Origin of the sequence: Roseovarius sp. W115 (assembly GCF_032842945.2) — a bacterium.
Taxonomy (GTDB): Bacteria; Pseudomonadota; Alphaproteobacteria; order Rhodobacterales; family Rhodobacteraceae; genus Roseovarius; species Roseovarius rhodophyticola.
In genome coordinates this window covers 1,018,859-1,044,936 of record NZ_CP146606.1, presented here as the reverse complement: position 1 = coordinate 1,044,936, position 26,078 = coordinate 1,018,859, and the positions used below count along the sequence as shown (strand labels likewise).

Below are 26,078 nucleotides of genomic sequence, written 5' to 3'. Positions count from 1 at the left end.
CGGATGCGCATGAAAAAACCCGGGCGCGCACGCCCGGGTCAGGTTCAAAGGGATAATCTGGAAGGAGAAGATAAAGCGTTTCGCGATAAACCTGACTCTCAGATTATCGCGAAACGCTTTGGATTACCCTTTAGAGAACTCTGGATAGGCTTCCATGCCAAGTTCGGAGACATCGAGACCGTTGATCTCTTCCTCTTCGCCGACGCGGATGCCCATGACGGCCTTGAGGATGACCCAGACGATAAGGCTGGCCACGAAGGTGAAGACACCGTAGGCGGCAATGCCCATGAGCTGTGTGCCCAGGTTTGCGTCGCTGTTGTAGAAAACCACAGCAATGGTGCCCCAGATGCCGGCAAAGAGGTGAACCGGGATGGCGCCGACCACGTCGTCGATCTTGAACTTGTCGAGCATGGGCACGGTCAGCACCACGATCACACCCCCCACAGCGCCGATCCAGAGCGCACCAAAGAGTGTCGGGGCGAGTGGTTCAGCGGTGATCGAGACCAGACCCGCCAAGGCGCCGTTGAGCACCATGGTGAGGTCAGGTTTCTTGTACATCACCTGCGTCAGGATGAGAGCGGTCACTGCACCGGCTGCTGCGGCCATGTTGGTGTTTGCAAAGATGCGGCTGACGTCAGAGACATCGCCCACAGTGCCCATGGCAAGCTGCGAGCCGCCGTTGAAGCCAAACCAGCCGAGCCAGAGGATGAATGTGCCGAGTGTGGCCAGGGCGAGGTTGGAGCCCGGGATTGGGTTCACTTTGCCGTCCTTGCCGTATTTGCCAAGGCGCGGTCCAAGGATGATAGCACCGGCCAGAGCAGCCCAGCCACCCACGGAGTGCACCACGGTGGAGCCTGCGAAGTCAGAGAAACCTGCTTCAGAGAGCCAGCCGCCGCCCCACTGCCAGGAGCCTGAGATTGGGTACATGACACCGGTAAGGAGAACGACGAAGATCAGAAACGGCCAAAGTTTGATCCGTTCTGCCAGAGCACCCGATACGATCGAGGCTGTGGCGGCAACGAACACCAGCTGGAAGAAGAAGTCTGAGCCAACTGAGGCATAGTCCAAGGCCGCGTCAGCCGCCGCAACGCCCACAGGATCAAGCGTCGTTGGAACAAAGAAGCTTCCGACATAGCCGTTGAACTCGCCCGGATACATCAGGTTGAAGCCCATCAGCCAATACATAATGGCCGCAATCGAGTAGAGGCCGATATTCTTGGTCATTTGTATGGTGACGTTCTTGGAGCGCACCAGCCCGCCTTCGAGCATGGCAAAGCCTGCGGCCATGAAGAAGACCAGGAAACCCGCCATACAAAACAGCAGAGTTGTCATGATATAGGGGCCGATTTCATCAAAGCCCGGAGCCGCATCCTGGGCCAGGCCCATCTGCGGCAAAGCGATCATTGCCGCCGCGGCAAGACCGAATTGAGTGTAGCGTTGCATAGTCATGTCCTTTCCCCCGCGCCGATCAGAGCGCATCTTCGTTGGTTTCGCCGGTGCGCACGCGCATCGCCTGGCTGACATCCAGCACAAAGATCTTGCCGTCGCCGATCTTGCCGGTCCGTGCTGTGGTCGAGATGGTTTCCACCACCTGATCGACCATCGAGGCTGCAACAGCGATTTCGAGTTTGATTTTCGGCACGAAATTGACGGCGTATTCCGCGCCGCGGTAAATTTCGGTGTGACCGGACTGCGAGCCAAAGCCTTTGATCTCGGTCACCATCATGCCGCGTACGCCTATGTCGGTCAGCGCTTCGCGGACGTCTTCAAGCTTGAACGGCTTGATGGTCGCGATGATGAGTTTCACGGATGTCCCTTTCCAATGGATGAGCGGTTTGTTTGCATGCGCAGAAAATGCGCCAAGACCGGCGTGCGGGAAGGGTTTGTGAGGGATCAGCTTTGGCGAAAACGCGAAAATTGCACAAAATATGCGCAAAAAGTTTGAAATGACTAAAAATTAAACAAATAAGAATCTGAATTGCGACGAGCTTAGGGTCTCTACATTCAAATCCGGGCACGATAAACTAGGTCAAAATAAATATGACCGGGCAGGTTGAGCATGACGAAATCGGGGCGAAAATCACCGCGCCTAGTTGCTGAGAAGCGATACAAAAAACCGGCTGGAAAGCCGGCCAAAACGCGTGCGACCACGACCCGTAAGACACCTACAAAACGTCGTCGCAAGTCATCAAGACCACCGCGCAAAGGATTGATCGGGCTTTTGCAACGCCTGGTGCGTTGGGTTTTGCGCCTCTTCTGGAAGGTGACATGGCGCGTTGGGGCCGTGGTGCTTATCCTGCTGAGTTTGGCCGTTGGGTATGTCTACTCTACGTTGCCGGACGTCAACGCCTTGTTGGATGGCCGCGCACGGGGATCGGTGACGTTGATGGATCGCGATGGGGAAGTGTTCGCCTGGCGCGGCGATCAGTTTGGTGGCGTGGTCACAGCTAGCACAGTCAGCCCGCATTTGCGCAACGCGGTGGTCGCGACGGAGGACAAGCGGTTCTATCGGCATTTCGGGCTGAGCCCTCGGGGCATTGCCAGTGCGGTGAAGATTAACCTCAGTGAGGGACGGGGGCCGCTCTCGGGACATGGCGGCTCAACCATCACGCAGCAGACAGCCAAGCTTTTGTGCCTGGGAGTCGAATATGAGGCCGATGCTTGGGAATCCGAGGCCGAATATGTCCGCGACTGCCGTAGGGGGTCGATCTCGCGTAAGGCCAAGGAGGCCGTTTATGCGTTGGCGATGGAACTCAAGTACACCAAGGATGAGATCCTCTCGATCTATCTTAACCGCGCTTACATGGGCGGCGGCGCCTTTGGCGCGGAAGCTGCGGCACAAAGGTATTTTGGCAAACCAGCTGCAACAGTCGCGCCGCAAGAGGCGGCGATGCTGGCAGGTCTCTTGACCGCCCCGACACGTCTGGCACCGACCACTAATCTGGAGCGTTCACAGGGCCGCGCGGCCACGGTGCTTCGGCTGATGAATGAGCAAGGGTATCTGAGCGACTCTGAGATGAAGGCCGCACAGGACAATCCGGCGACATTGTCAGCAGCGGCGCAACGGCAGGCAGGCGGGTATTTTGCCGACTGGGTGATGGAGTCCGGGCCGGAGTTCTTTACGCGAGATACAACCGAAGACGTGATCATCCGCACGACGCTGGACCAGCGCATGCAGCGCGCGGCGGAAGAGGCGCTGGATTGGGTTTTCGAGAACAAGGTGCGCGAAGGGTCAGAGGCGCAGGCGGCGATTGTTGTGATGAGCGCCGACGGGGCCGTGCGCGCCATGGTCGGCGGACGAAAGTCGCAGGTGGTTGGTGCGTTCAACCGCGCGACCATGGCCAAACGGCAAACAGGGTCGGCCTTCAAGCCGTTTGTCTATGCAACGGCTCTGGAACTTGGTCATCACCATGACTCGACTGTCAGGGATGAGCCTTATTGTATGGACATTCCCGGCTCAGGCCGTTGGTGTCCGCAGAATTATACGCGGGAATACTACGGAACGGTCACGCTGACTGACGCCTTGAAACGCTCACTCAATGTCGCTGCTGTAAAAGTCTCGGAAGCCATGGGGCGGGACCTTGTGCGGCAAGTGGCCACTGATTTCGGAATCGACAATGAATTGGCTGATGGACCGGCTTTGGCGCTTGGGGCGTCCGAGAGCACCTTGCTTGAGATGACAGGCGCCTATGCCGGTATCCTGAATGGCGGGTCGTCTGTGACGCCTTATGGGTTGATTGAACTCAAGCTGATGGGCGATGACACGCCATTGATGGGCACGGGCGGCGGCATCGGGGAACGTGTGATCAGTGAGGAAGCTGCCCGCGAGCTGACGTGGATGATGTACAATGTCGTGCATGGCGGCACAGGTGGGCGCGCCAAACTGCCGGATCGCGAGGCGGCGGGCAAAACCGGCACAACACAGGCCGCGCGCGATGCCTGGTTTCTGGGCTTTACGGCGGATTATGTGGCTGGTGTCTGGATGGGCTATGACGACAACACGCCGTTGAGCGGGGTTACGGGCGGTGGTCTACCCGCAGAGATTTGGCATGAAACCATGGTGCGTGTGAATGAAGGAATTGATCCCAAGCCACTACCTATGCTGCGGCCACAGCCCAAACCCAAGCCACAACCGGTACAGCGCCAAAGACGCCGCAACACCAATTTCGAGAATTTCCTGAAGGATCTCTTTGGGCGGTAAACAGGTAACCCGGATCAGGCTTGGAGCGTACCAGCCCTAACCAGCTTTCTTCAGATCCGCGATCAACCCGTCAATATTGCCCTTGTTGCGGTCGAGAATGGCACCGATTTCGGTGCGTTCGGTCAAACGCAGGCTGACACCCTCGATCACCATGTCGAAGAACAGGTCCCGACCGGAACGGTCCGAGACAAGAAAGAGGACATTAAACGGAGAGGACCCCTTGAGATACACAAGCGATTTGACTTCATGCCAGGATTTAACCTTGCGCACGCCTTTGACCTCGATGCGCCCGCCAATAAACTCGCGAAACCGCTTGCCATATTTGCGTGCAATGTAGCTTTGGAAGGTTTTGGTGAAGGCGCGCATTTGACCGGAACTCGCGCGGCGAGAGTCCTGACCCAGTGTAGAGCGTGCGATGATGTTTACATCCGCATATCGACCAAAAATACGTTCGAAATCACGGATCATGGCGTTCACGGATTTACCCGAGGCGATGACGCGGTTGATGTCGGCCACGACCTGATCAACCAAAGATTTGGCACGCGCTTCGGTGAGTGCGACTGCAGAGGCAGGTAACGTCGATGCAGCAGCGCTCGCAGCGAGCAACGACACGACATGGCGGCGGTTCAGATCATTCATCATCAGGCACCTCAAATGGAGCAAGCGCTGGGTCATCGTAAGGATCAGCAAACGCGCCGTCTGAGCCGTTGCCAAGCTTAAATCTGCGGTTCTGCAGATAGATCGACTGCGCCTGCGCGTAACTGTCAGCACTTTCGTAAAGCACCGAATCAATTGTATCCGCAAACCGTCCCCGGTTGGACAGTCCAGATGACACCGCTGCTACCGTTCCGTAGTAATTTTCTGGTGATTCAAGGATATAGAGTAGCGGGTTGGTGAAAATATCGACCACAAGACCGACTGTGTCGCGCTCTGTCGAAGGCCCGAGCAGAGGCAATTCCACATAGGCGCCTTCCCGCACGCCCCAGACATGCAGTGTCTGGCCAAAGTCGGCATCGTTTGCCGCCGGCATGTTCAAATCGGTCGCAACATCGAAGACGCCACCCAGGCCGATCGTGCTGTTGACCAGGAACCGATAGCTGTCTTCTGTTGCAGCCAGCATATTGCCTTGCAGAATGCTGTTCACAATTGAGCGAGGCAGCGACAGGTTAAAGGCAAACCGACTGATCGCGTCTTCGATATCGTCAGGCACAAAGTTCGAATACCCCACGCCAGCGGGGCGCACGATTGAGCGGTCAAGTGAGCGATTGAACTCGTGGACTTCGCGGTTGTGGTCTTCGTAAGGGTCGAAAACAGCATCCGAGGGCAATCCGGCAGGTGCTTTTGCACAGGCCGCAAGGCCCACAATCAGGAGCAAAGGCAGCATACAGCGCAACGCGCGGCTAGGTAGACAGAGACGAGAGTAATTCACGGTTTAAGGAATCTTTAAATCAGTTCAGCGCATACATAACCCATCGAGCACCAGTGCCCAGACGAACCTTCACGTCGCCCGCGCCATGTGGCTGTTCGGTGACACCACTCTAGGCCGGACACACCGACCATTTCAAGCGCAGTAGGCAACAGGCAGCTCAGAAAGTATGCAATCACGCAGGTCACATTACGACGTGGGGCTGGAAGAGCTCCGTGAGGCGCGTCAACAAAGCCGTATTTTGTATTGGACCGTTGGCGTTTTCAGCTTTTTTGTAAATCTTTTGATGCTGACCGGGCCGATCTACATGCTGCAGGTCTACGATCGTGTTCTGGGCAGCCGTTCGGTCGAAACACTGATCGCTTTGTCGGCTCTGGTTCTTTTTCTTTATGCGATGATGGGTCTTCTAGACTACGCGAGAGGGCGAATCATGGGCCGGGTTGCGGCCCGGTTCCAATCCCGGCTGGATCGACGGGTGTTTGATGCTGTGGTGCGCAAAGCGGCCTTGGAGCCCGATGAAAACACCGAAACGGGTCTGCGTGATCTGGAGTCGGTTCAGCGGCTGATGGCGTCGCCTGTTTTGATGGCAGGCTTCGACATTCCCTGGACGCCGCTCTTTCTGGCGGGAATTTGGATTTTCCATCCCTGGTTGGGGTCACTGGCCTTGGGCGGAGGGGGTGTGTTGATTGCAATCGCCTTTATAAATCAGCGTGTTACGCGTTATCCCACAGGGCGGTCGACCGCGGCGTCTGTGGCAGCGGAAAAGATTGCCAACCAGATCCGGAACGAGGCGGAGATGGTACAGGCCATGGGTATGCGCAGCGCGACATTTGATCGCTGGAAGGCGGCGCGAGATGTGGCGCTTGGCACCCAAATTCAGTCATCGGATCTTTTGGGCACGTTCAGTGTGACGACAAAAACGTTCCGGTTGTTTTTACAATCAGCAATGCTCGGGCTGGGGGCGTATTTGGTTTTGGCCGGATCCCTGACCCCCGGGGCAATGATTGCCGGGTCTATTCTATTGGGCCGAGCGCTGGCCCCCGTGGAATTGGCGGTTGGCCAGTGGCCTGCCGTCCACCGTGCGGTTCGTGGATGGGCGTCGCTTGCCGATTTGCTCGGCACCGTGCCGCCAGAACGTGCACGTATACCGCTGCCGCGCCCCAACGCGCATCTGGATGTGCGCCAACTCACAGTTTTTCCGCCAGGTGAAAAACAGGCCGCACTGCGCAATGTCAGTTTTGTGGTGCACCCCGGAGAAGCCGTTGGAGTGATTGGTCCCTCGGGCGCCGGGAAATCTTCGCTTGCGCGTGCGCTGACGGGTTTGTGGTATCCGGCGGCAGGTAAGGTTCGGCTGGATGGGGCGACGCTCGATCAATACGAGGCAAGTACGCTGGGTGGACTGGTCGGATATCTGCCGCAGCGCGTGCAGCTTTTTGAAGGCACAATTGCAGAGAATATCGCGCGTTTGGCTGACACACCCGATCCGGACAAGACCGTTGCCGCTGCCAAAAAAGCGGATGCTCACAAAATGATCCTCAAGCTGCCCGACGGCTACGATACACCGGTTACACCGGGTGGCGGGCGATTGTCGGGTGGACAGATGCAGCGCATCGGCCTGGCGCGCGCGATGTATGACGATCCTGTGCTTCTTGTTCTTGATGAGCCCAATTCAAACCTCGACAATGAGGGCAGCGAGGCTGTGAACACCGCCATCCGCAGTTTTAAGGCCGAGGGCTGTTCGGTCTTGATCATGGCGCATCGTCCTGCAGCGATTCAGGAATGCGAAAAACTCCTGATGTTGGACGGTGGTCGCGTGCGCGCCTTTGGCCCTAAAGATGACGTGCTGCGCAATGTGGTTAAAAACCATCTCGATGTGATTGGCGGCAATGGCCTTCGGGGGGTGCAATGACTGTGTCCAAGCGCAATGCCTGGTCGGTGCGACGTCCGCTCTATATCGGCATCTTCAGTGTGGTTGTTCTCTTGGGCGGTTTTGGCACCTGGGCGGCGCTCACCACGATTTCCGGAGCGATTGTCGCGGAAGGTCGGATCGAGGTCGATCAAAACCGGCAGGTGGTGCAGCACCCTGATGGCGGCGTGGTGGCGGAACTGGCGGTCGATGAGGGAGATTTCGTCGTCGCAGGTGATGTGCTGTTGCGGCTTGATCCAACCGCGCTGCGGTCGCAGCTTTCTATCACCGAGAGCCAGCTTTTTGAGCTGATGGCGCGGCGTGGGCGGCTGGAAGCCGAGCGCGACGAAGCGCCCGGGATCAATTTTGACCCGCTACTCCAGCAAGTCGCCTTGGCAAATTCGGATGTCTCGGGGCTTTTGCAAGGCCAGGCGCGGTTGCTGGCTGCGCGCGCGGAAACGACCGCACAGGAGATCACGCAGCTTGAAAAGCAAAGGCGGCAAATCGTGGATCAGATCACCGGCCTGACAGCTCAGGCAACTGCGTTGCAAGAACAGCTTGAGCTGATTGATGTTGAATTGGCCAACCAACAGGCGCTGCTGGATCAGGGGCTGGCCCAAGCGACACGCGTTTTGACACTGCAACGCGAAAGAGCGCGTCTTTCCGGACAGATGGGCGACTTGGCGGCGCAGGTGGCACAGGCCGAAGGGCGCATGACGGAGATCGACATTGAAGTGCTCAAGCTCGGCACGCAACAACGCGAAGAGGCCATCGCCACCCTGCGCGATCAGCAGTACCGCGAATTGGAGCTTCTGGAAGAGCGTCGCGCGCTTATGGAAAGACTCTCTCGGCTGGATATCCGTGCACCAGTGTCCGGTATTGTGTATGACCTACAGGTTTTTGCCCTGCGGTCGGTCGTTCGGCCTGCAGATCCTATCCTCTATATTGTGCCGCAAGATCGCCCGCTCATAATCAACGCGCGGGTCGAGCCCATTCATATCGACAAGATTTACCTGGGCCAGGATGTCATCCTGCGCTTTTCGGCGCTCGACCAAAGACGCACGCCGGAACTCACCGGGCAGGTGATGCAAATCTCGGCCGATGCCTTCGAAGAGGAAGGCACACATCGGAGCTACTATCGCGCCGAAATTGAACTCAGCGAAGGGGAACAGGCACGTCTGCCGCAAGATGTGACCCTGATCCCCGGAATGCCGGTCGAGGCGTTTATCCGCACGCAAGACCGCACGCCGCTGGCCTATCTGGTCAAACCGCTCAGCGACTATTTCTCCAAAGCATTTCGCGAGTAACTCCGCCTGCACCGATATGATCTGAACAAATCATCGCTGCAAAAACAGTTTTTCCTGATTTTCTTTGCCGAGCACTGCGGCTAGCGTCCACAGGCGAAACGAATCCGGGAGACGAGGCCGATGGGCAAATTTGAGAGCAAACTGGCAGAGATGGGGGTCACACTTCCTGATGCGCCTGCACCGGCGGCCAATTATGTGCCTTATGTTCAGGTAGGCGACATGCTCTATGTGTCAGGTCAGCTGCCAAAAGATGGTGACACGCTCATGATTGGCAAGCTGGGGGATGACATGGATGTCGCCACGGGCGCCAAGGCAGCGCGGGTTTGTGCCATCAATTTGCTGGCCCAGGTGAAGGCGGCCTGCGGCGGTGATCTTGACCGGCTGCAACGGGTCGTCAAACTGGGTGGCTTTGTCAATTCTACCGATGATTTCAAGGATCAGCCCCAAGTCATCAACGGCGCATCCGACTTTATCGGCGAAGCGCTGGGCGAGACCGGCAAACATGCCCGCGCCGCAGTGTCGTCTCCGGCGCTGCCCTTTGGTGTGGCGGTCGAAATCGAAGGCGTGTTTCAGATCAAATGATCCGGCTGCACCGGTCCTTTTTCGAGGCGCCGCTGGCACATCGCGCATTGCACGATGTGGCAGGCGGGCGGCCAGAAAACTCACGCGCGGCGGTTCAGGCTGCGCTGGATCACGGCTATGGGATTGAGATTGACCTGCAGCTGAGCCGTGATGGTGAGGCGATGGTGTTTCACGATTATGATCTGGATCGCCTCACGTCCAAATGCGGTTTGGTTCTGGAGCATGATGCAGCGGGGCTGTCGCAGATCCCGCTGAAAGGTGGATCAGACGGTATCCCGACGCTGTCAGAGATACTGACACTGGTCGCGGGCCGTGCGCCGATGCTGATTGAGCTCAAGGATCAGCATGGCCAGATGGGGGTGACCGATGGGCGTCTGGAAAAGGCCACCGCCCGTGCGTTGCAGGGCTACGAGGGTGCGGTGGGTCTGATGTCGTTCAATCCCGAGATGGTCGCCCTTTTGGCCGAGCTTGTCCCGGATGTTCCACGAGGGCTGGTCACAAGCCCCTACAGGGAAAAGAACTGGCCGGAACTTGACGAGCCTGTTCGCGAAAGGCTGCGCGATATCCCCGATTTTGACCGAGTGGGGGCCAGTTTCATTAGCCATCAGGCGGACGATCTTTTGAGGCCACGCGTGGCCGAATTGAAGACCAAGGGCGCGGATGTTTTTTGCTGGACCATCCGCACAGCGCAGCAAGAAGCGCTTGCGCGCCAAGTTGCCGACAATGTGACCTTTGAGGGCTATCTCGCCGAGATCCCTGCTTGAAGCGGGCCCCGCGCAGACCAGATTGAAGAGCATGTAATCAAAGGATTGGCATGGACGGCGGATCAGTCATCGTCAGCGTCTGCGACAGCCTCGCCCAAATCCGGGCCGAGGACTGGGACACCTGCGCCTGTCCGGAGGCCACAACCGGTCGGCCAGATGACCCGTTCACGACCTACCGGTTTCTCAAAGCCCTGGAAGACAGCCGGTCGGTGGGCGTCGGCACCGGATGGCAGGCGCAGTATCTGACAGCGGAAATGGACGGGCAGGTGATCGCCTGCGCACCGCTTTATGCCAAGTCGCACAGCCAGGGCGAATACATTTTTGACCACAACTGGGCGCATGCCTATGAGCGCGCCGGGGGGCGGTATTTCCCAAAGCTACAACTGGCCGTGCCGTTCACTCCAGTCACCGGACGGCGGTTCCTGACGCGTCCGGGGTATGAGCGAGCTGGACAAGAGGCGTCGGTGCAGGCGGCGGTGCAGTTGGCGGATCGGCACAGCCTGTCATCCTTGCATGTCACGTTCTGCACCGAAGGTGAGCGGGAAAATGGCACTCAAATGGGTCTTCTGCCGCGCACCACGCAACAGTTTCACTGGCTCAACAAGGGCTACGAAAGCTTTGATGATTTCCTGGGCTCGCTCAGTTCGCGCAAGCGCAAGAATATCCGCAAGGAGCGTGCGCAGGCCCAAGGCTGCGGCGTTGAGATCGTGCAGTTGACAGGGGATCAGATCAGGCCCGCGCATTGGGAGTATATCTGGACCTTTTATCAGGATACCGGCGCGCGGAAATGGGGGATGCCCTATCTGACGCGCGCGTTCTTTGACATGGCGCATGACATGCTGCGCGACGATATCCTGTTGGTGCTGGCGCTGCGTGACGGTGAACCAGTCGCCGGGGCTTTGAACATGATCGGGCGCGATGCCTTGTTCGGACGCTACTGGGGCTGCACGGCGCACTATCCGGCGATGCATTTTGAGCTGTGCTATTATCAGGCGATTGACTACGCGATTGCGAACGGCCTCAAGCGTGTCGAAGCGGGCGCGCAAGGGGAGCACAAGCTGGCGCGCGGATATCTTCCGGTTGAGACACACTCCTTGCACTGGTTTCGCGATCCGTCTTTCGGGGATGCCGTTGCGCGGTATCTGGATGCTGAGCGTCAGGCCGTGTCCGAGGATATCGAAATTCTAACGGCCTATGGTCCGTTCAAGAAAGCACAGGTGGAGGAACAGGAATGACCGAGAAGCTGAGCGATGCAGAGCGTGACACGGAGTTATCGCCACTATTGGCCAATGGCTGGGCTATGGTGGACGGGCGAGATGCGATCCACCGTGAGTTTCAGTTCAAGAACTTCGTGGATGCGTTCGGCTTCATGACCCGCGCCGCGCTTTGGGCCGAGAAATGGAACCACCACCCGGAGTGGTTCAATGTCTACAAAACCGTGCAGGTCACATTGAGCACGCATGACGTTGGCGGTTTGAGCGCTTTGGACATCAAACTGGCCCGTAAGATGGATGATCTGGCCCAAGGATAAGGCGGGCGCTTTTACGGCCCGCCCAAGAATGTCAAATCAAAGCGCGTCGAGAATGGTCTCGCCCGCGGATGTCTCGCATACACCGGGACTTTCTTCGGCGTTGAGCACGGTCACCGCGCCATCTTCAACAACCATCGCATAGCGCAAGGACCGGCCAAATAGGCCAGCCGGGGGCGCGTCGAAATTCATACCAATGGCTTTGGTGAAACTGGAATCCGCATCGCTGAGCATGGTGATGCCCGCCTTGGTCGCCCCCGTGGCCTCACCCCAGGCTTTCATGGTGAACGGATCATTCACCGACACGCAAATGATTTCATCCACGCCTTTAGCTGCGAGCGCATCTTTGGTGCGGATAAAGCTGGGCACGTGGGCGGAGTGGCATGTGGGCGTATACGCACCGGGCACCGCAAAGATCACCACCTTGCGGCCATTGGTTTTCTCCGAAAGACTGACGGCTTCGGGGCCATCCGCGCCCAGTTGCAGTAAAGAAGCTTCGGGAAGTTTGTCGCCAGTGGAAAGGGTCATTGTCGCATCCTGTCTATCATTTGCGGGTTGATTGACCGTAGTTATAGGCTGTGCTTTGGCCGTGGCCATCTAAATCGGAGGATAGCATGTCGGGAATCGTTGTCATCGGCGCGGGGCAGGCGGGAAGTTCGCTTGTCGCCAAACTTCGCGCGCTTGGGCATGAGGGTGCTGTCACACTGATTGGTGCCGAACCTGCCCCGCCCTATCAACGCCCGCCCTTGTCCAAGAAGTATCTGCTGGGGGAGATGGAGTTAGAGCGGCTCTATCTGCGGCCAGAGAGTTTTTATGACGAGAATTATATCGCTCTGAGATTGGGCGAAGAAGTGACAGGCATAGATCCTGCCGCGAAGACGATTTCAGTGGGGAACGAGACGCTAGTTTATGATCAGCTTGTTCTGACCACCGGGTCCGCACCGCGCCGGTTGCCAGCCTCCATCGGCGGCGCGCTGGGGGGTGTTTACGTTGTGCGGGATTTGCAGGATGTCGATGCCATGGCACCTGAATTCAAACCTGGGGCGCGGGTTTTGATTGTGGGTGGCGGATATATCGGGCTTGAGGCGGCGGCTGTGGCTGCAAGCAAAGGCCTCAACGTGGTTCTGGTTGAGATGGCCGATCGCATTTTGCAACGCGTGGCGTCGCCTGAGACATCCGACTATTTTCGGGCGCTGCATCAGGGGCATGGGGTTGAGATTGTCGAAGGTGTCGGTCTTGAGACGCTGCTCGGCGACGACCTTGTCAGCGGCGCACGATTGAGCGATGGGCGTCAACTGGACGTCGATTTTGTCATTGTTGGCGTGGGGATCACCCCGGACACCAAACTGGCTGAGGCGGCGGGTGTCGAGATTGACAATGGGATCAAGGTCGATGCCTTGGGTCAAACCAGTGCTGAGGGCATCTGGGCGGCGGGAGATTGCGCGTCTTTCCCGCATGGCCAGGAGCGCTTGCGGTTGGAAAGTGTGCCCAATGCCATTGATATGGCCGAATGCGTCGCCGAAAACCTGTTGGGCGCAGGCAAAGCCTACGTGCCGCAACCCTGGTTCTGGTCGGATCAATATGACGTGAAACTGCAGATTGCCGGGCTGAACACGGGCTATGATCGCGTCATTACCCGACAAGCGGAGAACGGCGTGTCTTTCTGGTATTTCAAAGGGGACACTTTGTTAGCCGTGGACGCGGCCAACGACGCGCGGGCCTATATGGTAGGCAAGCGTCTGATCGACAGCGGCAAGACGGCGGATGCGGATGTGGTGGCTGATCCCGATGCTGACCTTAAGGCGCTGTTGCGCGCGTGAGGATCATTGGCGGTGCATTTCGCGGCCGCAAACTGGCCTCTGTTGGCAAGGGGGATGAAGTTGCCCGTTTGCGCCCGACCTCGGATCGCGTTCGCGAAAGTCTGTTCAATGTGCTGATGTCCCGGTTTTCGGACCGGGTCGGGGGGTAGCGGTGCTGGATATCTTTGCCGGGACAGGGGCGCTGGGGCTGGAGGCGCTGTCACGGGGCGCGGCCAACGTGACCTTTGTCGAAAACGGTCGTGTGGCACAACGCATCTTGCGTCAGAACATCACGCTCTGCGGGGTTGAGGCAGATACGAAACTCATCTCGCGTGATGCTCGCAAGCTTGGTGCGTCTGATCGTGCCTTTGACCTGATCTTTCTGGACCCGCCTTATGGCAAGGGGCTGGGAGAGGTGGCCATGAAAGCGGCGATCACGGGCGGTTGGCTGTCAGAGGATGCGCTTGTTGTCTGGGAAGAAGGTGGTTCCGTTGTGGTGCCCGAAGGTTTGACCCAACTGGATCAGCGCAGCTATGGCGACACGGTGATCCGTATTCTGGAGCGCAGCTAAAGCGTCCGGCCTTTAACCTGAGACATCAGATAAAGGCAGGGCGCGAGCAACACTCTTATCTTGCGCTGCATTCGACCCAAAGCTGTGATGCAGGTTTTGGGCCGAACGCTTTAGCCCTTCATCAGGTCAGGCAGATCGCCGGTCAGTCCCGCCGCCTCTCGGATGAATCCACGCCGCAACGTGGGCACCTTGTTGATGGCACCCATGCCCAGATCACGCGCAAAGCGTAGAAACGGATTATCGTTGGAAAACAGCCGATTGGTCAGGTCCGTGGTCAACGCAAGCGTCGTGGTGTCAAACCGCCGCCATTGCTGATACCGGGCCAGAACATTGGGTGCTGCAAAATCCTCACCACGCTGGGTGGCGTCGGAAATAACCTGCGCCAGGGCGCCCACATCGCGCAGTCCGGCATTCAGCCCCTGACCGGCAATCGGGTGCAACCCATGTGCCGCATCGCCAATGAGGGCCACACGTTCGGCCACAAAACTGTTGGCGAGGCTGAGGCCAAGGGGATAAGTGTAGCGTTTGCCGCGCAGTGAGATATCACCGAGGAAATCCCCAAAGCGAGGGCGCAGGACCTCCATAAATTCGGCATCGGAGAGGGCCGCGAAACGCGCGGCTGTTTCGGCTGTTTCGGACCACACAATCGAGCTGACATTGTCGGGAAGCGGCAGAATGGCCAGCGGTCCGGGGGGCATGAAGAACTGATGCGCAATGCCGTGGTGCGGCAACTCATGTTCGATGGCCGCGACCAGGGCGGTCTGGCCATACTGCCAGCCGGTGCGCGAAATGCCGGCGCGCTGTGCCGTGCCGGATGTGCGCCCGTCAGACCCGAGCAGCAAACGCGCATCCAGCGTTTTGCCTGAGGCAAGTGCCAAACGCACGCCCTTGGCATCCGCCTCTTGCGCCACGACTGTGTCGGTGACCTGCGTGATCGCGGGGTGTACCTTCATCGCGTCCAGAAACGCGCGCCGCAAATAGCGGTCTTCCAGCATATGCCCCATCGGGCCTTCTTCGATCTCGGCATGATCGAAATGCAGGAAGAACGGTGCCGCCCCTTCGCCCGCGCGCCCATCTGTGACCTTGATTTCAAGCATCGGTTGGGCGTTTTCGGCCACGGAGTCCCAGATGCCTATGCCAGACAAGAGCCGAACAGACGCCAGTGCCAAAGCATAAGAGCGACCATCGAACCCGGCATTCTTGCGCACGGTTTGGGGCAGGCTGTCTATGATCGTCACGCTTTGCCCGGCCTGTGCCAAGGCCAAAGCCAGTGCGGGGCCGGTAAGACCTCCTCCGACAATCACGATATCCTGCGGCTGTGCCATGTGCCTCAATATGCGCGCCTTTCACCGAATGTCTATGCGTTGACACGCCCTTGCGTTGACCTGCCGCATCTGCGTTGATTAGGGCTGAACCGGTTCGGGGAGAAAACATGCAGGACTGGCTGAAAATGAGCGCTGCGGATTTGGGTCGTGGGATTGAGGCTGGTGAGATCGGCCCGGTGGCTCTGACCGAGACGTATCTGGCGGCGATTGACGCGCATCCCGAGCGTGAGCGCATCTATTCTGTGGTGACCCATGACCGCGCCCGCGCCGAAGCCAAGGCCGCCGAAGACCGTGCCAAGGCAGGGCTGCGTCTGGGGCCTCTCGATGGGGTGCCGATCAGTTGGAAAGACCTTTTTGACTCAGCGGGCGTGGCAACAGAGGCGGGCAGCAAGCTTTTGGAAGGGCGCGTGCCGGGCAAAGATGCAGAGGTTTTGCGCAATGCCACGGCTGCGGGTCTGGTGTGTCTTGGCAAAACCCATATGAGCGAATTGGCGTTTTCCGGTCTGGGCTTGAATCCGATGACGGCCACGTCACCCAACATCAATGATCCCGAGGCCGTTCCGGGCGGCTCATCGTCGGGGGCGGCGTCGAGCGTCGCCTTTGATCTTGCGGTCTGTGGTATTGGCTCGGATACGGGCGGCTCGGTACGCATCCCCTCGGCCTGGAATGATCTGGTCGGGCTAAAGACCACCTCCGGGCGCGTGTCGCTCAATGGTGTGGTGCCGCTCTGCGCACGCTTTGACACGGTTGGACCTTTGTCGCGCTCGGTTGAGGATTGTGCCCTGATGCTGGCAGCCCTTGAGGGTGGTAAGGCGGCGGATTTGGGGGAGCTTCCCTGCAAGGGATGCGGTTTGCCACCCTGCAGACGGTCGCGTTGGAAGATGTGCGCGAGGCTCCGCTTAAAGGGTTCGAGGAGGCTGTTGACCGACTTCGGAAGGCCGGGGCCAGTGTTGAACCCATTGAAGCGCCTGAAGTGGCGGAGGCCATGCCGCTTTCCGGTGTGCTCTTCACCTCAGAGGCCTATGGCACCTGGGGTGATGTGATCGAGGCCACCCCCGACAAGATGTTTGCCCCGATCCTGGAGCGGTTCCGCTCGGGCAAAGAGTTTCGTGCGGCCGACTATGTTGCGGCCTGGCGCAAGCTGGATGCACTGCGCAATGCATGGAATAGCCGCGTTGCAGGGTTCGATGCGGTCCTCCTGCCCACCGCTCCGATCCTGCCGCCCAATGTCGAGCGATTGATGACGGATGAAGACTATTACGTGACCGAAAACCTTCTGTCCCTGCGCAACACACGCATCGGCAATTTGATGGGGCTCTGTGCTGTGTCCATGCCAACTGATGTACCAAGCTGCGGGCTTATGCTCTTTGGCAAACCGTTTGAGGAAGAGCGTCTGCTGCGCGTGGCGCGGGCCACAGAACTGGCGCTGGGCTAAAGGATGCAAACGCTGCGTCTTTCTGGTCGGGGTTTGTCGCCCGAGGCGCTAGAGATCGCGGCGCATGGTCTTTGCAAAGTAGAGATCAGCGATGAGGCCCTTGCGCGCATGGCCAAAGCGCGCGTTTTGGTGGACCGCGCCGTCGCCGAGGGCACGCCTGTTTACGGCGTGACAACCGGCTTGGGCGCGCGGGCCACAGAAGTACTGGATGCAGGCACATTGGCCAACTTCTCGCGCCAGACGTTGGAGGGCAGGGCGCAGGACATGGGCGCGTCGCTGCCGCCCGAGACAGTGCGCGCCACGTTGATCGTGCGACTGAATACCATGCTTCTGGGTCACAGCGGCGCGCGCCCGGAGGTGGCGGAGTTTCTGGCGCAGGTGATCAACGCAGGGCTAACGCCGGAGGTTGGGTCGCTTGGATCCATTGGTGCGGGTGATCTGGTGATCAATGCCGCGATGGGGCGGGTCTTGCTAGGCGACGGTGAGATGCGAGGCAATGGGGGTGTTCGGCCTTCCCGCGACGCCCTGAACGACTTTGGTCTGACACCGCTTGATCCGGCGCCACGCGATGGCTTGGCTCTTGCCAATCACAGCGGGTATTCTGCGGCACTTGCGGCGATTACCCTTGCTAAAGCCACGCGCGTATACAGTGCCACGCAGGCCGCTGCGGCCCTATCGCTGGAAGCGTTCCGCGCCAATCTTGGGCCGTTTGAGGAACGCGTTCTTGCGGTCAAGCCATTGCCAGGACAGGACAAGGCTGCGGCGCATCTGCGGGAGTTGTTGAAAGGCAGTTCTCTTTGGCAATCGGGCGCGGCCCGGCGGCTTCAGGATCCGCTGTCCTTTCGCAACATTCCCCAAATTCACGGCGGCCTGGAAACAGCCTTGGCGCATCTGCGGCAGGTCGTCGAGATCGAGCTGAACGGGTCCAGCGACAATCCCATTACACTCGCCGAAGACGAAGAGATCCTGTCCTGCGGGGGCTATCACACCACCGAACTTGCACTTGCTGTCGAGGGCGTGAGCCGTGCTTGGCAACATGTTGCCATGGGACAGGTCGCCCGCATCGCGCGCATGATGGAGCCAGAGCTCACCGGTTTGCCGCTTTTCCTTACCAAGCCAGACAGCGGGTCAAATGGTTTTGCGCCGCTCTTGAAAGTGGTCGAGGCATTGGCGGCAGAAATAACACAAGCCGCACAGCCCGTGCCAGTTTGGCCCAGCATAAATGCGCGCGGTGTCGAAGATGCGCTCAGCGCGGGATCTGCCACGCTCAACGCCTTGTCGCGGGGTGTTGAAATGGCCGCAAAACTGTCTGCGATTGAACTGGTGATCGCTGCGCAAGGTGTTGATTTAAGGGAAACTTCCCAAGAACTTGGGGGTCCGATGCGAGACTGGCATGCCCGTGTCCGCCACCATGTTGCACCGCTTGATGCTGACCGTCCGATGGGGCGCGAGATCGACACTCTGTCAGAAGCTTTGCACGCTTTCGCGTGCGCGGAAGCGAAGTAACTGCCAAAAATGCCACAATTTTGCGCGTAGAGCCGGAGTTTTGCTGGACGGAGTCCACGCGCTTTTGTAGATTCACCTCAAACGGGACGCCAATGATCCCGTAAAACTGAGGCAGTCTTGATGTTCCCCGAGCGGTTTTCGAACCTTCCGGAATATGCGTTTCCGCGTCTACGGAGCTTGCTTGATGCGCATCCAGCAGGCGGTGAAGCTGTGCATATGACCATCGGCGAGCCGCAGCACGCTTTTCCGGACTGGGTCAGCGACGCGATCGCGGAACATGCGGGCGAATTTCGCAAATATCCGCAAAATGAGGGCCTGCCGGAGTTGAATGGGGCCATGTGCGACTGGATTGCGCGGCGTTTTGGCGTGACCCTGAACCCTGATCAGAACATCATGGCGCTGAACGGAACCCGTGAAGGGCTCTACAACGCGATGATGGCGCTATGCCCTGAAACCAAAGGTGGCAAGACGCCGATCATTCTGCTGCCGAACCCGTTTTACCAATGCTATATGGTGGCTGCGCTGAGCGTGGGGGCAGAACCGATGTTTCTGCCGACATCCACTGAGACAGGCTTTCTGCCGGATTTTGACAGCCTTTCGGAAGATGTTCTGAACCGTGTGGCCGTGGCCTATATGTGTTCGCCGTCTAATCCGCAGGGCGCTGTGGCCAGTGCCGGTTACTGGCGTAACCTTCTGGCTTTGGCGGAAAAATACGACTTCAAGATTTTTGCGGATGAGTGTTATTCCGAAATCTACCGCGACACACCGCCCACCGGCGCGCTTGAGGTTGCGGACCGGACTGGTGCGGACCCTGAACGTGTTGTTGTCTTCAACAGCCTGTCCAAACGCTCCAACCTGGCGGGAATGCGCTGCGGGTTTGCGGCAACTGGGCCGGAAAGCACCAAACGCATCCGGCTCTTGCGCTCATATGCAGGCGCGCCACTGCCTAACCCGCTACAGCGCGCCGCAGTACGCGTTTGGGCCGATGAGGCGCATGTTGAGGAAAACCGCAGGCTTTACCAAGAGAAGTACACCGTTGCGGATGACATCCTGGGCGATGTTCCGGGCTACCGCTCTCCGCAGGCAGGGTTTTTCCTTTGGCTGCCTGTTGAGGACGGCGAAGAGGCCGCATTGAAACTCTGGACAGAAACCGGCGTTCGGGTGCTTCCCGGCGCGTATCTGAGCCAGGATGCACCGGGTGGCAATCCGGGCAAACAGTATATCCGGGCCGCGATGGTGGCCCCAAAAGACGAGGTGGCGCACGGCCTGACACGGCTTCGCGACTGCCTTTACAGATAACGAGGACGAGGCAAACATGGCATTTCAGACACGCGGACGCGATCCCCTGTTGGACAGCACGATGGCAGAAGCCATCGAAAAACGAGGCAAAGAGCTTTTGGGGCTGGCCTTGTTGGGTCTTGGGGTCATGGCAGCGATGTTGATTGGGTCTTACCATCCCGATGACCCAAGCTGGATGTCGGCCACGGATGCGCCAGTGCAGAACATGCTGGGCCGGATCGGGGCGTCGATTGCCGCGCCTCTGTTTATGATTGTCGGCTGGGGTGCCTGGGGTCTCGCTATAGTGCTTGGCGTGTGGGGCGCGCGCTTTGCCCTGCACCGTGGAGAAGACCGCGCCATTGGTCGCCTGATCTTTGCGCCGATCTGGATTGCCGTTCTGGCGCTTTATGCATCATCTCTGACTCCAAACGGAACTTGGGCCGCGACGCATAGTTTCGGGCTTGGCGGTCTCTTTGGTGACACGGTTTTGGGAACTGTGCTGGGCGTTTTGCCAGTTGGCGCAAGCTTTGGTCTCAAGGTTCTCTCGCTTGTTCTGGGCGCTGGAATGCTGGTGCTTGGCGCGTTTGTGCTTGGCTTCACACGGTTTGAGCTGACGACAATCCTGCGCTTCCTCCTGGTCGGTGTGATCATGACCTACGCGATGATCATGGCGGGTCTTGGCCGTGGGGCTGTGTTGTCCGCGCGTGCTGCCAAATCTGTGCAATCCAGGACATCAGATTGGCGGGCGCGTCGCGCGGTCGACCGGGCCGAGGCCGAAGAGCTGCGTCAAGCGGAAGCGGCCGTGCCTGAACCACGCGTGCGCCGTGCGCCTGTGATGACAGCACCAGAAGTGCCTATGACGCATGGCGCCGAAATTGTGCCTATGCCCGCGCCCGCGCCTGAAAAAACTGGCGGTCTCTTGTCGCGCATGCCTTCGCTGATGCGCCGTGGTGACCGGCAAATGGCCGAAGAGCTTCCAGAGTTTGACCCGATTGTGGATGGCTCAATTGCGCCGACAGAACGGGTCAAGGCCAAGATCACGGACGTCATTAAGAGCCGCGTAAGTATGGGGCAACCGACATATCCCGAAGATCTTGACCAAGCCGAACAACCCTTGGTGCTCAACTCAGGTGGCTCGCCTGGTTTTCCTGCGGAGCCTCCACTCACCGCAGCCCACGCGACGATCCCCACAGCGCCAGAGATGCCTGACTACGAGATGGAGGCCGAGGATCTCTACAGCCAAGCCTACGAACCTGCGTCGGCCGTGGCACAAACACAAGCGATGCCAGCCGCCGAGCCCAAGACAGTCGTGCAGCACCCCCGCGCCGCGCACCTCAGCAGTCAAGCCAGGCCCGCGCCGAAGCACAGCCAACGCTGCAGCTGGAAGAAAAACCCAAGGTCCAATACGAACTTCCGCCCTTGGGCCTTCTCTCCAATCCAGGCCAGATTCAACGTCATCACCTCAGCGATGAAGCCTTGGAAGAAAACGCGCGCATGCTGGAAAGCGTGCTCGACGACTATGGTGTGAAGGGGGATATCGTAAGTGTGCGCCCCGGCCCTGTCGTGACCATGTACGAGCTGGAACCGGCCCCAGGCCTCAAAGCCAGCCGTGTGATTGGCCTCGCTGATGACATCGCCCGGTCGATGTCTGCGCTCAGCGCACGGGTCAGCACGGTGCCGGGCCGCTCGGTTATCGGTATCGAGCTTCCCAATGACAATCGCGAAATGGTCGTGCTCCGCGAGATCCTCTCAACGCGCGATTTTGGTGATGGCAATCAGAAACTGCCGCTGGCCTTGGGCAAGGATATCGGCGGTGATCCGATTGTCTCAAACCTCGCCAAGATGCCCCACCTGCTGATTGCGGGGACCACCGGTTCGGGTAAATCCGTGGCGATCAACACCATGATCCTGAGCCTGCTCTACAAGCTCACGCCCGATGAATGCCGGTTGATCATGATCGACCCCAAGATGCTGGAACTTTCCGTCTATGACGGCATCCCGCATCTTCTGTCCCCGGTTGTGACCGATCCCAAAAAGGCGGTTGTGGCGCTCAAATGGGTCGTGGCGGAAATGGAAGATCGCTATCGCAAGATGTCCAAGATGGGCGTGCGCAACATTGACGGCTACAATGGCCGGGTTGCCGATGCCTTGGCCAAGAACGAGATGTTCAGCCGCACGGTGCAAACCGGCTTTGACGATGAGACAGGCGAGCCAGTCTTTGAGACCGAAGAATTTGCCCCCGAAAAGATGCCTTACATCGTCGTCATCGTGGACGAGATGGCCGACCTGATGATGGTCGCAGGCAAAGAGATCGAGGCTTGCATTCAGCGTCTGGCACAGATGGCTCGGGCCTCGGGCATTCACTTGATCATGGCGACGCAACGCCCATCGGTGGACGTCATCACCGGCACGATCAAGGCCAACTTCCCAACGCGGATCAGCTTCCAGGTGACGTCGAAAGTCGATAGCCGCACCATTCTGGGCGAAATGGGAGCCGAGCAGCTTCTGGGCATGGGTGACATGCTCTACATGGCGGGCGGCGGAAAGATCACCCGCTGTCATGGGCCGTTCGTGAGTGACGAAGAGGTCGAAGAAGTTGTGAACCACCTCAAGGCCTACGGCCCGCCAGAATATGTAGGTGGCGTGCAGGATGGCCCGGAAGAGGAAAAGGCCAGCAATATCGACGCGGTTCTGGGCCTCACGGGTGGCAACACCGATGGCGAAGACGCGCTCTATGACACTGCGGTGCAGATTGCCATCACGGATCGAAAATGTTCGACCTCCTACATTCAGCGCAAGCTGGCCATCGGCTACAACAAGGCCGCGCGGCTCGTTGAGCAGATGGAAGACGAGGGTATCGTGAGCGCGGCCAATCACGTTGGCAAACGCGAGATTCTGGTGCCCGAGCCGCAGTAACTTTTTTAAAATGGCATCATAAACCAGAGCGTTTCTCTTAGAAACGCTCTGGAGCAACTGGAGTTTTTCGGCTCTCAACACCGCATACCAAGCGCAAATTTTCCTGCGCTTGCAGCTTTGCTATCGTATAACAGCGCAGCAATCCTTATCTTTGCACAGAGCAGTTACAAATGAGGTCCGCTTTCATGCGATTTGTTGCCTTTGCATTTGGCCTGATGCTGGCCACGCCCGCCGTAGCGGAAAAACTGTCATTGAATGAGATTTCCCAGTATCTGAACGGGTTCAAGACGGCCTCTGGCGAATTCACTCAAATTAATGATGACGGCACCATTTCCACTGGTCAGATCTACATCAAACGCCCAGGACGCGTGCGCTTTGAGTATAATCCTCCAGAGCAAATCCTTGTCGTGGCGGATGGCGACACCGTTGGCGTGGTCGATGGCAAGTCCAACACCAGCCCCGAGGCTTATCCGCTGCATCGCACACCGCTCAAGATCATTCTGGCGCGGAATGTTGATTTAAGCCGGGCCAGAATGGTCACTGGCCATGTCAGCGATGGCAAGACGACAACGGTGCGCGCACAGGACCCTGACAATCCTGAATACGGAAGCATTGAGCTTGTGTTTACAGCCAGCCCCGTTGAACTGCGTCAGTGGGTGATCAATGATGGCGCGGGAAGCCGCACCACCGTTGTTCTCGGTGATCTCAACAAGGGCGTGTCACTCGACAACGAGCGCTTTGTCATTCCGGGCAAGGGCGTGAACAATCAGGATCGTCAGTAAGCCTGCGCCCTATCACGCACCGCAGGAATTAAGCTGCGCGCGATAGGTCTGAGACCGCACGGCGACATCATCGGCAATGCGCAAGAGCCAGGGTTTGCCATTGTATGAGCCGCGCTTAAACCCGGTGCGCCCTTCGTGATAGGCAAGATACTGGTTGCGCGTATCTTCCAGACCGATGCCCAGTCGCTGATTGGATTGCGACATGTACCAGCCCATGAAATCGGCGGCATCCTGAATGTCGTCGCGACGCGCACGAAAGCTGCGTGTCTCTTTTTGGTATTCTTCCCATGTGCCATCCAGCGCCTGACTGTAGCCAAAGGCCGAGCTTTGACGCCCCATCGGGATCACACCGAGGCTCCATTGGAACGGCGTGCGCGCATCAGAGACAAACTTGCTTTCCTGATAGATCGTGGCCATCTGCACATGCACCGGGACGCCCCAACGTCGCTCGGCCGCGCGGAACGCCCGAAGATATTGCGGCTTCTGCGCAACAATCGTGCACGCATTGTCCAGGTTTCTGGGAGGTGGTCCGCTGCTCCGACTCCCGCAGGAGACCAGAATACCCAAAGACACCAATAGCATTAAGGACTGCAATGACCGCTTCATCTGCCTCAACCTCATTATTTTTTTAGTTTATTTTAGCCTAAAATAGCTCGCTGGGGAATCCCGAAAATACGTTTTTGATGCGTCATATTGTGGTGCGGCTGTTCACACACTGTTTCCCGGATTTGAGGCCTCAGGGGTTGGACAAATAGGTGTTGAACGAAGTAGTGTAGCGGCGTAGGGGCTAGTAGAAATGTTAAAGACACGTGCAAAATATTACCTGGGTCAAGTCGTCCGCCACAGAAAGCATCCTTTCCGTGGCGTGGTCTTTGACGTGGATCCAGAGTTTTCCAACACAGAAGAATGGTATGACTCAATTCCGGAGGAAAGTCGCCCGGTCAAGGATCAGCCGTTTTACCATTTGTTGGCAGAGAATGATCAGACCTATTACGTGGCCTATGTCAGCGAGCAGAACCTGATCGCTGACTATTCAGGCGAACCGGTCGATCATCCTGACATTCCGGATATGTTTGGTCCGTTCGAGGACGGTCACTATCCTCTACACTTCCAATTGAACTAAGACGCTTTAGTACCCAAGCGCGCAGCCGTCTTTTCTCGGATCAGACGCGCCTTCAAGCACGCCGTCATCGCGGATTCGTATCGCTTGAGCGCCGCCGATAGCCGTATCAGGAATGATCACGTTGTGGCCCATATCCGCCAAAGCTTGGTGTACCTCAGGCGCATAGCCGCGTTCGACTTTCAACTCATCCGCATCCGCAAAGGCGCGGGGCGCATCCAGGGCGACCTGCAGGTCCATGTCAAAGTCGCGCAGGTTTGAGACAAACCGTGCATGGCCGGTGGACTGATACGCCCCTCCCATCACACCGAACGGCAGGGTCACGCGACCATGTTCGGCCAGCATGCCAGGGATGATCGTATGCATCGGGCGCTTGCCGCCACCAAATTCGTTGGCGTGGCCTTCTTCGAGCGTGAAGCCGGCGCCGCGGTTCTGAAAGAGAATTCCAAACTTTTCCGAGGCAATGCCGGATCCAAAGCCATGGAAGATCGAATAGATGAGCGAGACCGCCATGTGATCTTTGTCCACCACGGTGATGTAAATCGTGTCGCGATGCACCGCCTCAGAAACCTGAGTGGCGCTTTGCATGGCACGCTTGGGATTGATCAACGCGGCCAATTTGGCCGCTGTTTCAGGGGAAACCATATGCGCCAGACGCGCGGTGTGATCCGGGTCTGCCATGAAGCGGTTGCGCGCGTCATAGGCCAGCTTTGTTGCCTCTGCTTCGATATGCACGCGTTCCGCGCCCTGAGGGTCCATTCCGGCAATATCGAAATTTGACAGGATATTGAGAAGCAAGATCGCGGTTGCGCCCTGACCGTTGGGGGGGTGCTCGTAGAGGTCAACGCCTTTGTAATGACCGTTGATCGGGTTGGTGGGCATGCAAGTGGTCGCGGCAAAATCCTCGGCGCTGTGCGCACCGCCCATTTCGGTCAGCGTGCGCAACATGTCGTCGGCGATCTCACCGGTGTAGAACGCATCACGCCCATCCTTTGCGATGCGGCGCAGAACCTCGGCTTGCCCGGGTGCATGGAACATATCGCCAATGCCAAAGGGTTTCCCGTTATTGGAAAAATGCGTGATGCCGTGGCCCTGAAGGCATGTCGTTGCCTCAGGCAGATCATCGGCCACGCGTGGCGCAATGGGCACGCCGGTTTCGGCATAGTGAATGCTGGGAGCCAGCAAGGTATCAAGGCCCAGTTTGCCCTCGGTTTCGGACAGATGGCAAAACGCATCCACCGCACCGGGTATCGTGACGGCCTGCGCGCTGTATAGCGGCACGTCTTTGTGGCCCGCTGCGCGAAGGGTATCCGCGTTTGCGGCGGCTGGTGCGCGTCCGGAGCCGTTAAGCGCATGGATCTCGTTGCTGCCTGGGCGTGTGTAAAGCGCAAAACAGTCCCCACCGATGCCAGTCATCTGCGGCTCACAAATGCCCAGCAGCACAGCGCCTGCGATGGCCGCGTCCATTGCATTGCCGCCACGCGACAGAATGTCGATGGCTGTCCGCGCCGCCAAAGGATGTGAGGTGGCGCACATACCATTGGTGGCATAGGTGGCCGATCGTCCGGGAAGGTGGAAGTCGCGCATCAGTAGTCCTGTCATTTCAGTGTCGAAAGGACAGTAGAGCCGTTG

Annotated in this window: 20 protein-coding genes and 3 pseudogenes; 15 read left to right on the top strand and 8 right to left on the bottom strand. The window is 58.4% G+C overall.

The window, feature by feature from the left end; genetic code table 11:
• Positions 1–123: 123 nt before the first annotated feature.
• Entirely contained in the window at positions 124–1,449 is a 1,326-nt protein-coding gene (locus tag RZS32_RS05345; RefSeq protein WP_317055990.1) for an ammonium transporter, read from the bottom strand.
• Positions 1,450–1,468: 19 nt separating this feature from the next.
• Complete coding sequence (locus RZS32_RS05340) at positions 1,469–1,807, bottom strand: P-II family nitrogen regulator (protein ID WP_317055989.1); 339 nt, start codon at positions 1,805–1,807, stop codon at positions 1,469–1,471.
• A gap of 252 nt (positions 1,808–2,059) precedes the next feature.
• On the opposite strand from RZS32_RS05340, the gene RZS32_RS05335 reads away from it, so the two are divergent.
• Entirely contained in the window at positions 2,060–4,201 is a 2,142-nt protein-coding gene (locus RZS32_RS05335) for a transglycosylase domain-containing protein (RefSeq protein WP_317055988.1), read from the top strand.
• A 36-nt stretch (positions 4,202–4,237) separates the two neighbouring features.
• Here RZS32_RS05335 and RZS32_RS05330 read toward each other — a convergent pair whose 3' ends face one another.
• Positions 4,238–4,843, bottom strand: coding sequence for an MlaC/ttg2D family ABC transporter substrate-binding protein (locus RZS32_RS05330; RefSeq protein WP_317055987.1), 606 nt, complete (start codon positions 4,841–4,843; stop codon positions 4,238–4,240).
• On the bottom strand, positions 4,833–5,585 hold the full coding sequence (locus RZS32_RS05325) for an MlaA family lipoprotein (protein WP_317055986.1): 753 nt from the start codon (positions 5,583–5,585) through the stop codon (positions 4,833–4,835). The genes RZS32_RS05330 and RZS32_RS05325 overlap by 11 nt, the downstream gene beginning before the upstream one ends.
• A 211-nt stretch (positions 5,586–5,796) precedes the next feature.
• Here RZS32_RS05325 and RZS32_RS05320 point away from each other — a divergent pair, with 211 nt between their 5' ends.
• The 6 genes from RZS32_RS05320 (at position 5,797) to RZS32_RS05295 (ending at position 11,717) form a co-directional block, all read left to right on the top strand.
• Positions 5,797–7,536 carry a type I secretion system permease/ATPase gene (locus tag RZS32_RS05320; RefSeq protein ID WP_317055985.1) on the top strand — a complete coding sequence of 580 codons (1,740 nt, stop codon included), beginning with the start codon at positions 5,797–5,799 and terminating at the stop codon, positions 7,534–7,536.
• On the top strand, positions 7,533–8,840 hold the full coding sequence (locus RZS32_RS05315; RefSeq protein WP_317055984.1) for an HlyD family type I secretion periplasmic adaptor subunit: 1,308 nt from the start codon (positions 7,533–7,535) through the stop codon (positions 8,838–8,840). The genes RZS32_RS05320 and RZS32_RS05315 overlap by 4 nt, the downstream gene beginning before the upstream one ends.
• Before the next feature lie 120 nt (positions 8,841–8,960).
• Positions 8,961–9,422, top strand: a complete 462-nt coding sequence (locus RZS32_RS05310) for a RidA family protein (protein WP_317055983.1) — start codon at positions 8,961–8,963, stop codon at positions 9,420–9,422.
• Positions 9,419–10,186, top strand: a complete 768-nt coding sequence (locus RZS32_RS05305) for a glycerophosphodiester phosphodiesterase family protein (RefSeq protein ID WP_317055982.1) — start codon at positions 9,419–9,421, stop codon at positions 10,184–10,186. Before RZS32_RS05310 ends, RZS32_RS05305 begins: the two co-directional genes overlap by 4 nt.
• A 50-nt stretch (positions 10,187–10,236) precedes the next feature.
• Positions 10,237–11,421 (top strand): GNAT family N-acetyltransferase, encoded by a 1,185-nt coding sequence (locus RZS32_RS05300; RefSeq protein ID WP_339106830.1) that lies wholly within the window; start codon positions 10,237–10,239, stop codon positions 11,419–11,421.
• Positions 11,418–11,717 (top strand): 4a-hydroxytetrahydrobiopterin dehydratase, encoded by a 300-nt coding sequence (locus RZS32_RS05295; protein WP_317055981.1) that lies wholly within the window; start codon positions 11,418–11,420, stop codon positions 11,715–11,717. Before RZS32_RS05300 ends, RZS32_RS05295 begins: the two co-directional genes overlap by 4 nt.
• A 36-nt stretch (positions 11,718–11,753) precedes the next feature.
• Here the strand turns inward: RZS32_RS05295 and RZS32_RS05290 are convergent, their stop codons facing one another.
• The gene (locus RZS32_RS05290) at positions 11,754–12,242 is read right to left on the bottom strand and encodes a peroxiredoxin (protein WP_317055980.1); all 489 of its coding nucleotides are present in this window, start codon (positions 12,240–12,242) and stop codon (positions 11,754–11,756) included.
• Between the two features lie 86 nt (positions 12,243–12,328).
• On the opposite strand from RZS32_RS05290, the gene RZS32_RS05285 reads away from it, so the two are divergent.
• Complete coding sequence (locus tag RZS32_RS05285; protein WP_317055979.1) at positions 12,329–13,534, top strand: NAD(P)/FAD-dependent oxidoreductase; 1,206 nt, start codon at positions 12,329–12,331, stop codon at positions 13,532–13,534.
• Positions 13,531–14,084 (top strand): annotated as a pseudogene (gene rsmD / locus RZS32_RS05280) (16S rRNA (guanine(966)-N(2))-methyltransferase RsmD). The gene RZS32_RS05285 and the pseudogene rsmD overlap by 4 nt, the downstream one beginning before the upstream one ends.
• A gap of 110 nt (positions 14,085–14,194) precedes the next feature.
• On the opposite strand, the gene RZS32_RS05275 reads toward rsmD, so the two are convergent.
• Positions 14,195–15,421: an FAD-dependent monooxygenase gene (locus tag RZS32_RS05275; RefSeq protein ID WP_317057847.1), complete on the bottom strand. Its 1,227-nt coding sequence runs from the start codon at positions 15,419–15,421 to the stop codon at positions 14,195–14,197.
• Between the two features lie 95 nt (positions 15,422–15,516).
• On the opposite strand from RZS32_RS05275, the pseudogene RZS32_RS05270 reads away from it, so the two are divergent.
• From RZS32_RS05270 to RZS32_RS05250, 5 genes and pseudogenes are all read left to right on the top strand, one after another.
• A pseudogene (locus tag RZS32_RS05270) lies at positions 15,517–16,844 on the top strand (amidase).
• Positions 16,845–16,847: 3 nt separating this feature from the next.
• Complete coding sequence (locus RZS32_RS05265; RefSeq protein ID WP_317055977.1) at positions 16,848–18,350, top strand: HAL/PAL/TAL family ammonia-lyase; 1,503 nt, start codon at positions 16,848–16,850, stop codon at positions 18,348–18,350.
• 120 nt (positions 18,351–18,470) lie between these two features.
• Positions 18,471–19,649, top strand: coding sequence for an aminotransferase class I/II-fold pyridoxal phosphate-dependent enzyme (locus tag RZS32_RS05260; RefSeq protein ID WP_317055976.1), 1,179 nt, complete (start codon positions 18,471–18,473; stop codon positions 19,647–19,649).
• Positions 19,650–19,665: 16 nt separating this feature from the next.
• Positions 19,666–22,544, top strand: a pseudogene (locus RZS32_RS05255) (DNA translocase FtsK 4TM domain-containing protein).
• A gap of 185 nt (positions 22,545–22,729) precedes the next feature.
• On the top strand, positions 22,730–23,326 hold the full coding sequence (locus RZS32_RS05250) for a LolA family protein (protein ID WP_317055975.1): 597 nt from the start codon (positions 22,730–22,732) through the stop codon (positions 23,324–23,326).
• Between the two features lie 12 nt (positions 23,327–23,338).
• Here RZS32_RS05250 and RZS32_RS05245 read toward each other — a convergent pair whose 3' ends face one another.
• Positions 23,339–23,932, bottom strand: a complete 594-nt coding sequence (locus tag RZS32_RS05245; protein ID WP_317055974.1) for a transglycosylase SLT domain-containing protein — start codon at positions 23,930–23,932, stop codon at positions 23,339–23,341.
• Positions 23,933–24,122: 190 nt separating this feature from the next.
• On the opposite strand from RZS32_RS05245, the gene hspQ reads away from it, so the two are divergent.
• On the top strand, positions 24,123–24,449 hold the full coding sequence (gene hspQ / locus RZS32_RS05240) for a heat shock protein HspQ (protein ID WP_317055973.1): 327 nt from the start codon (positions 24,123–24,125) through the stop codon (positions 24,447–24,449).
• Between the two features lie 6 nt (positions 24,450–24,455).
• On the opposite strand, the gene RZS32_RS05235 is transcribed toward hspQ, so the two are convergent.
• Positions 24,456–26,033, bottom strand: a complete 1,578-nt coding sequence (locus RZS32_RS05235; RefSeq protein ID WP_317057846.1) for a gamma-glutamyltransferase family protein — start codon at positions 26,031–26,033, stop codon at positions 24,456–24,458.
• Positions 26,034–26,078: the final 45 nt, after the last annotated feature.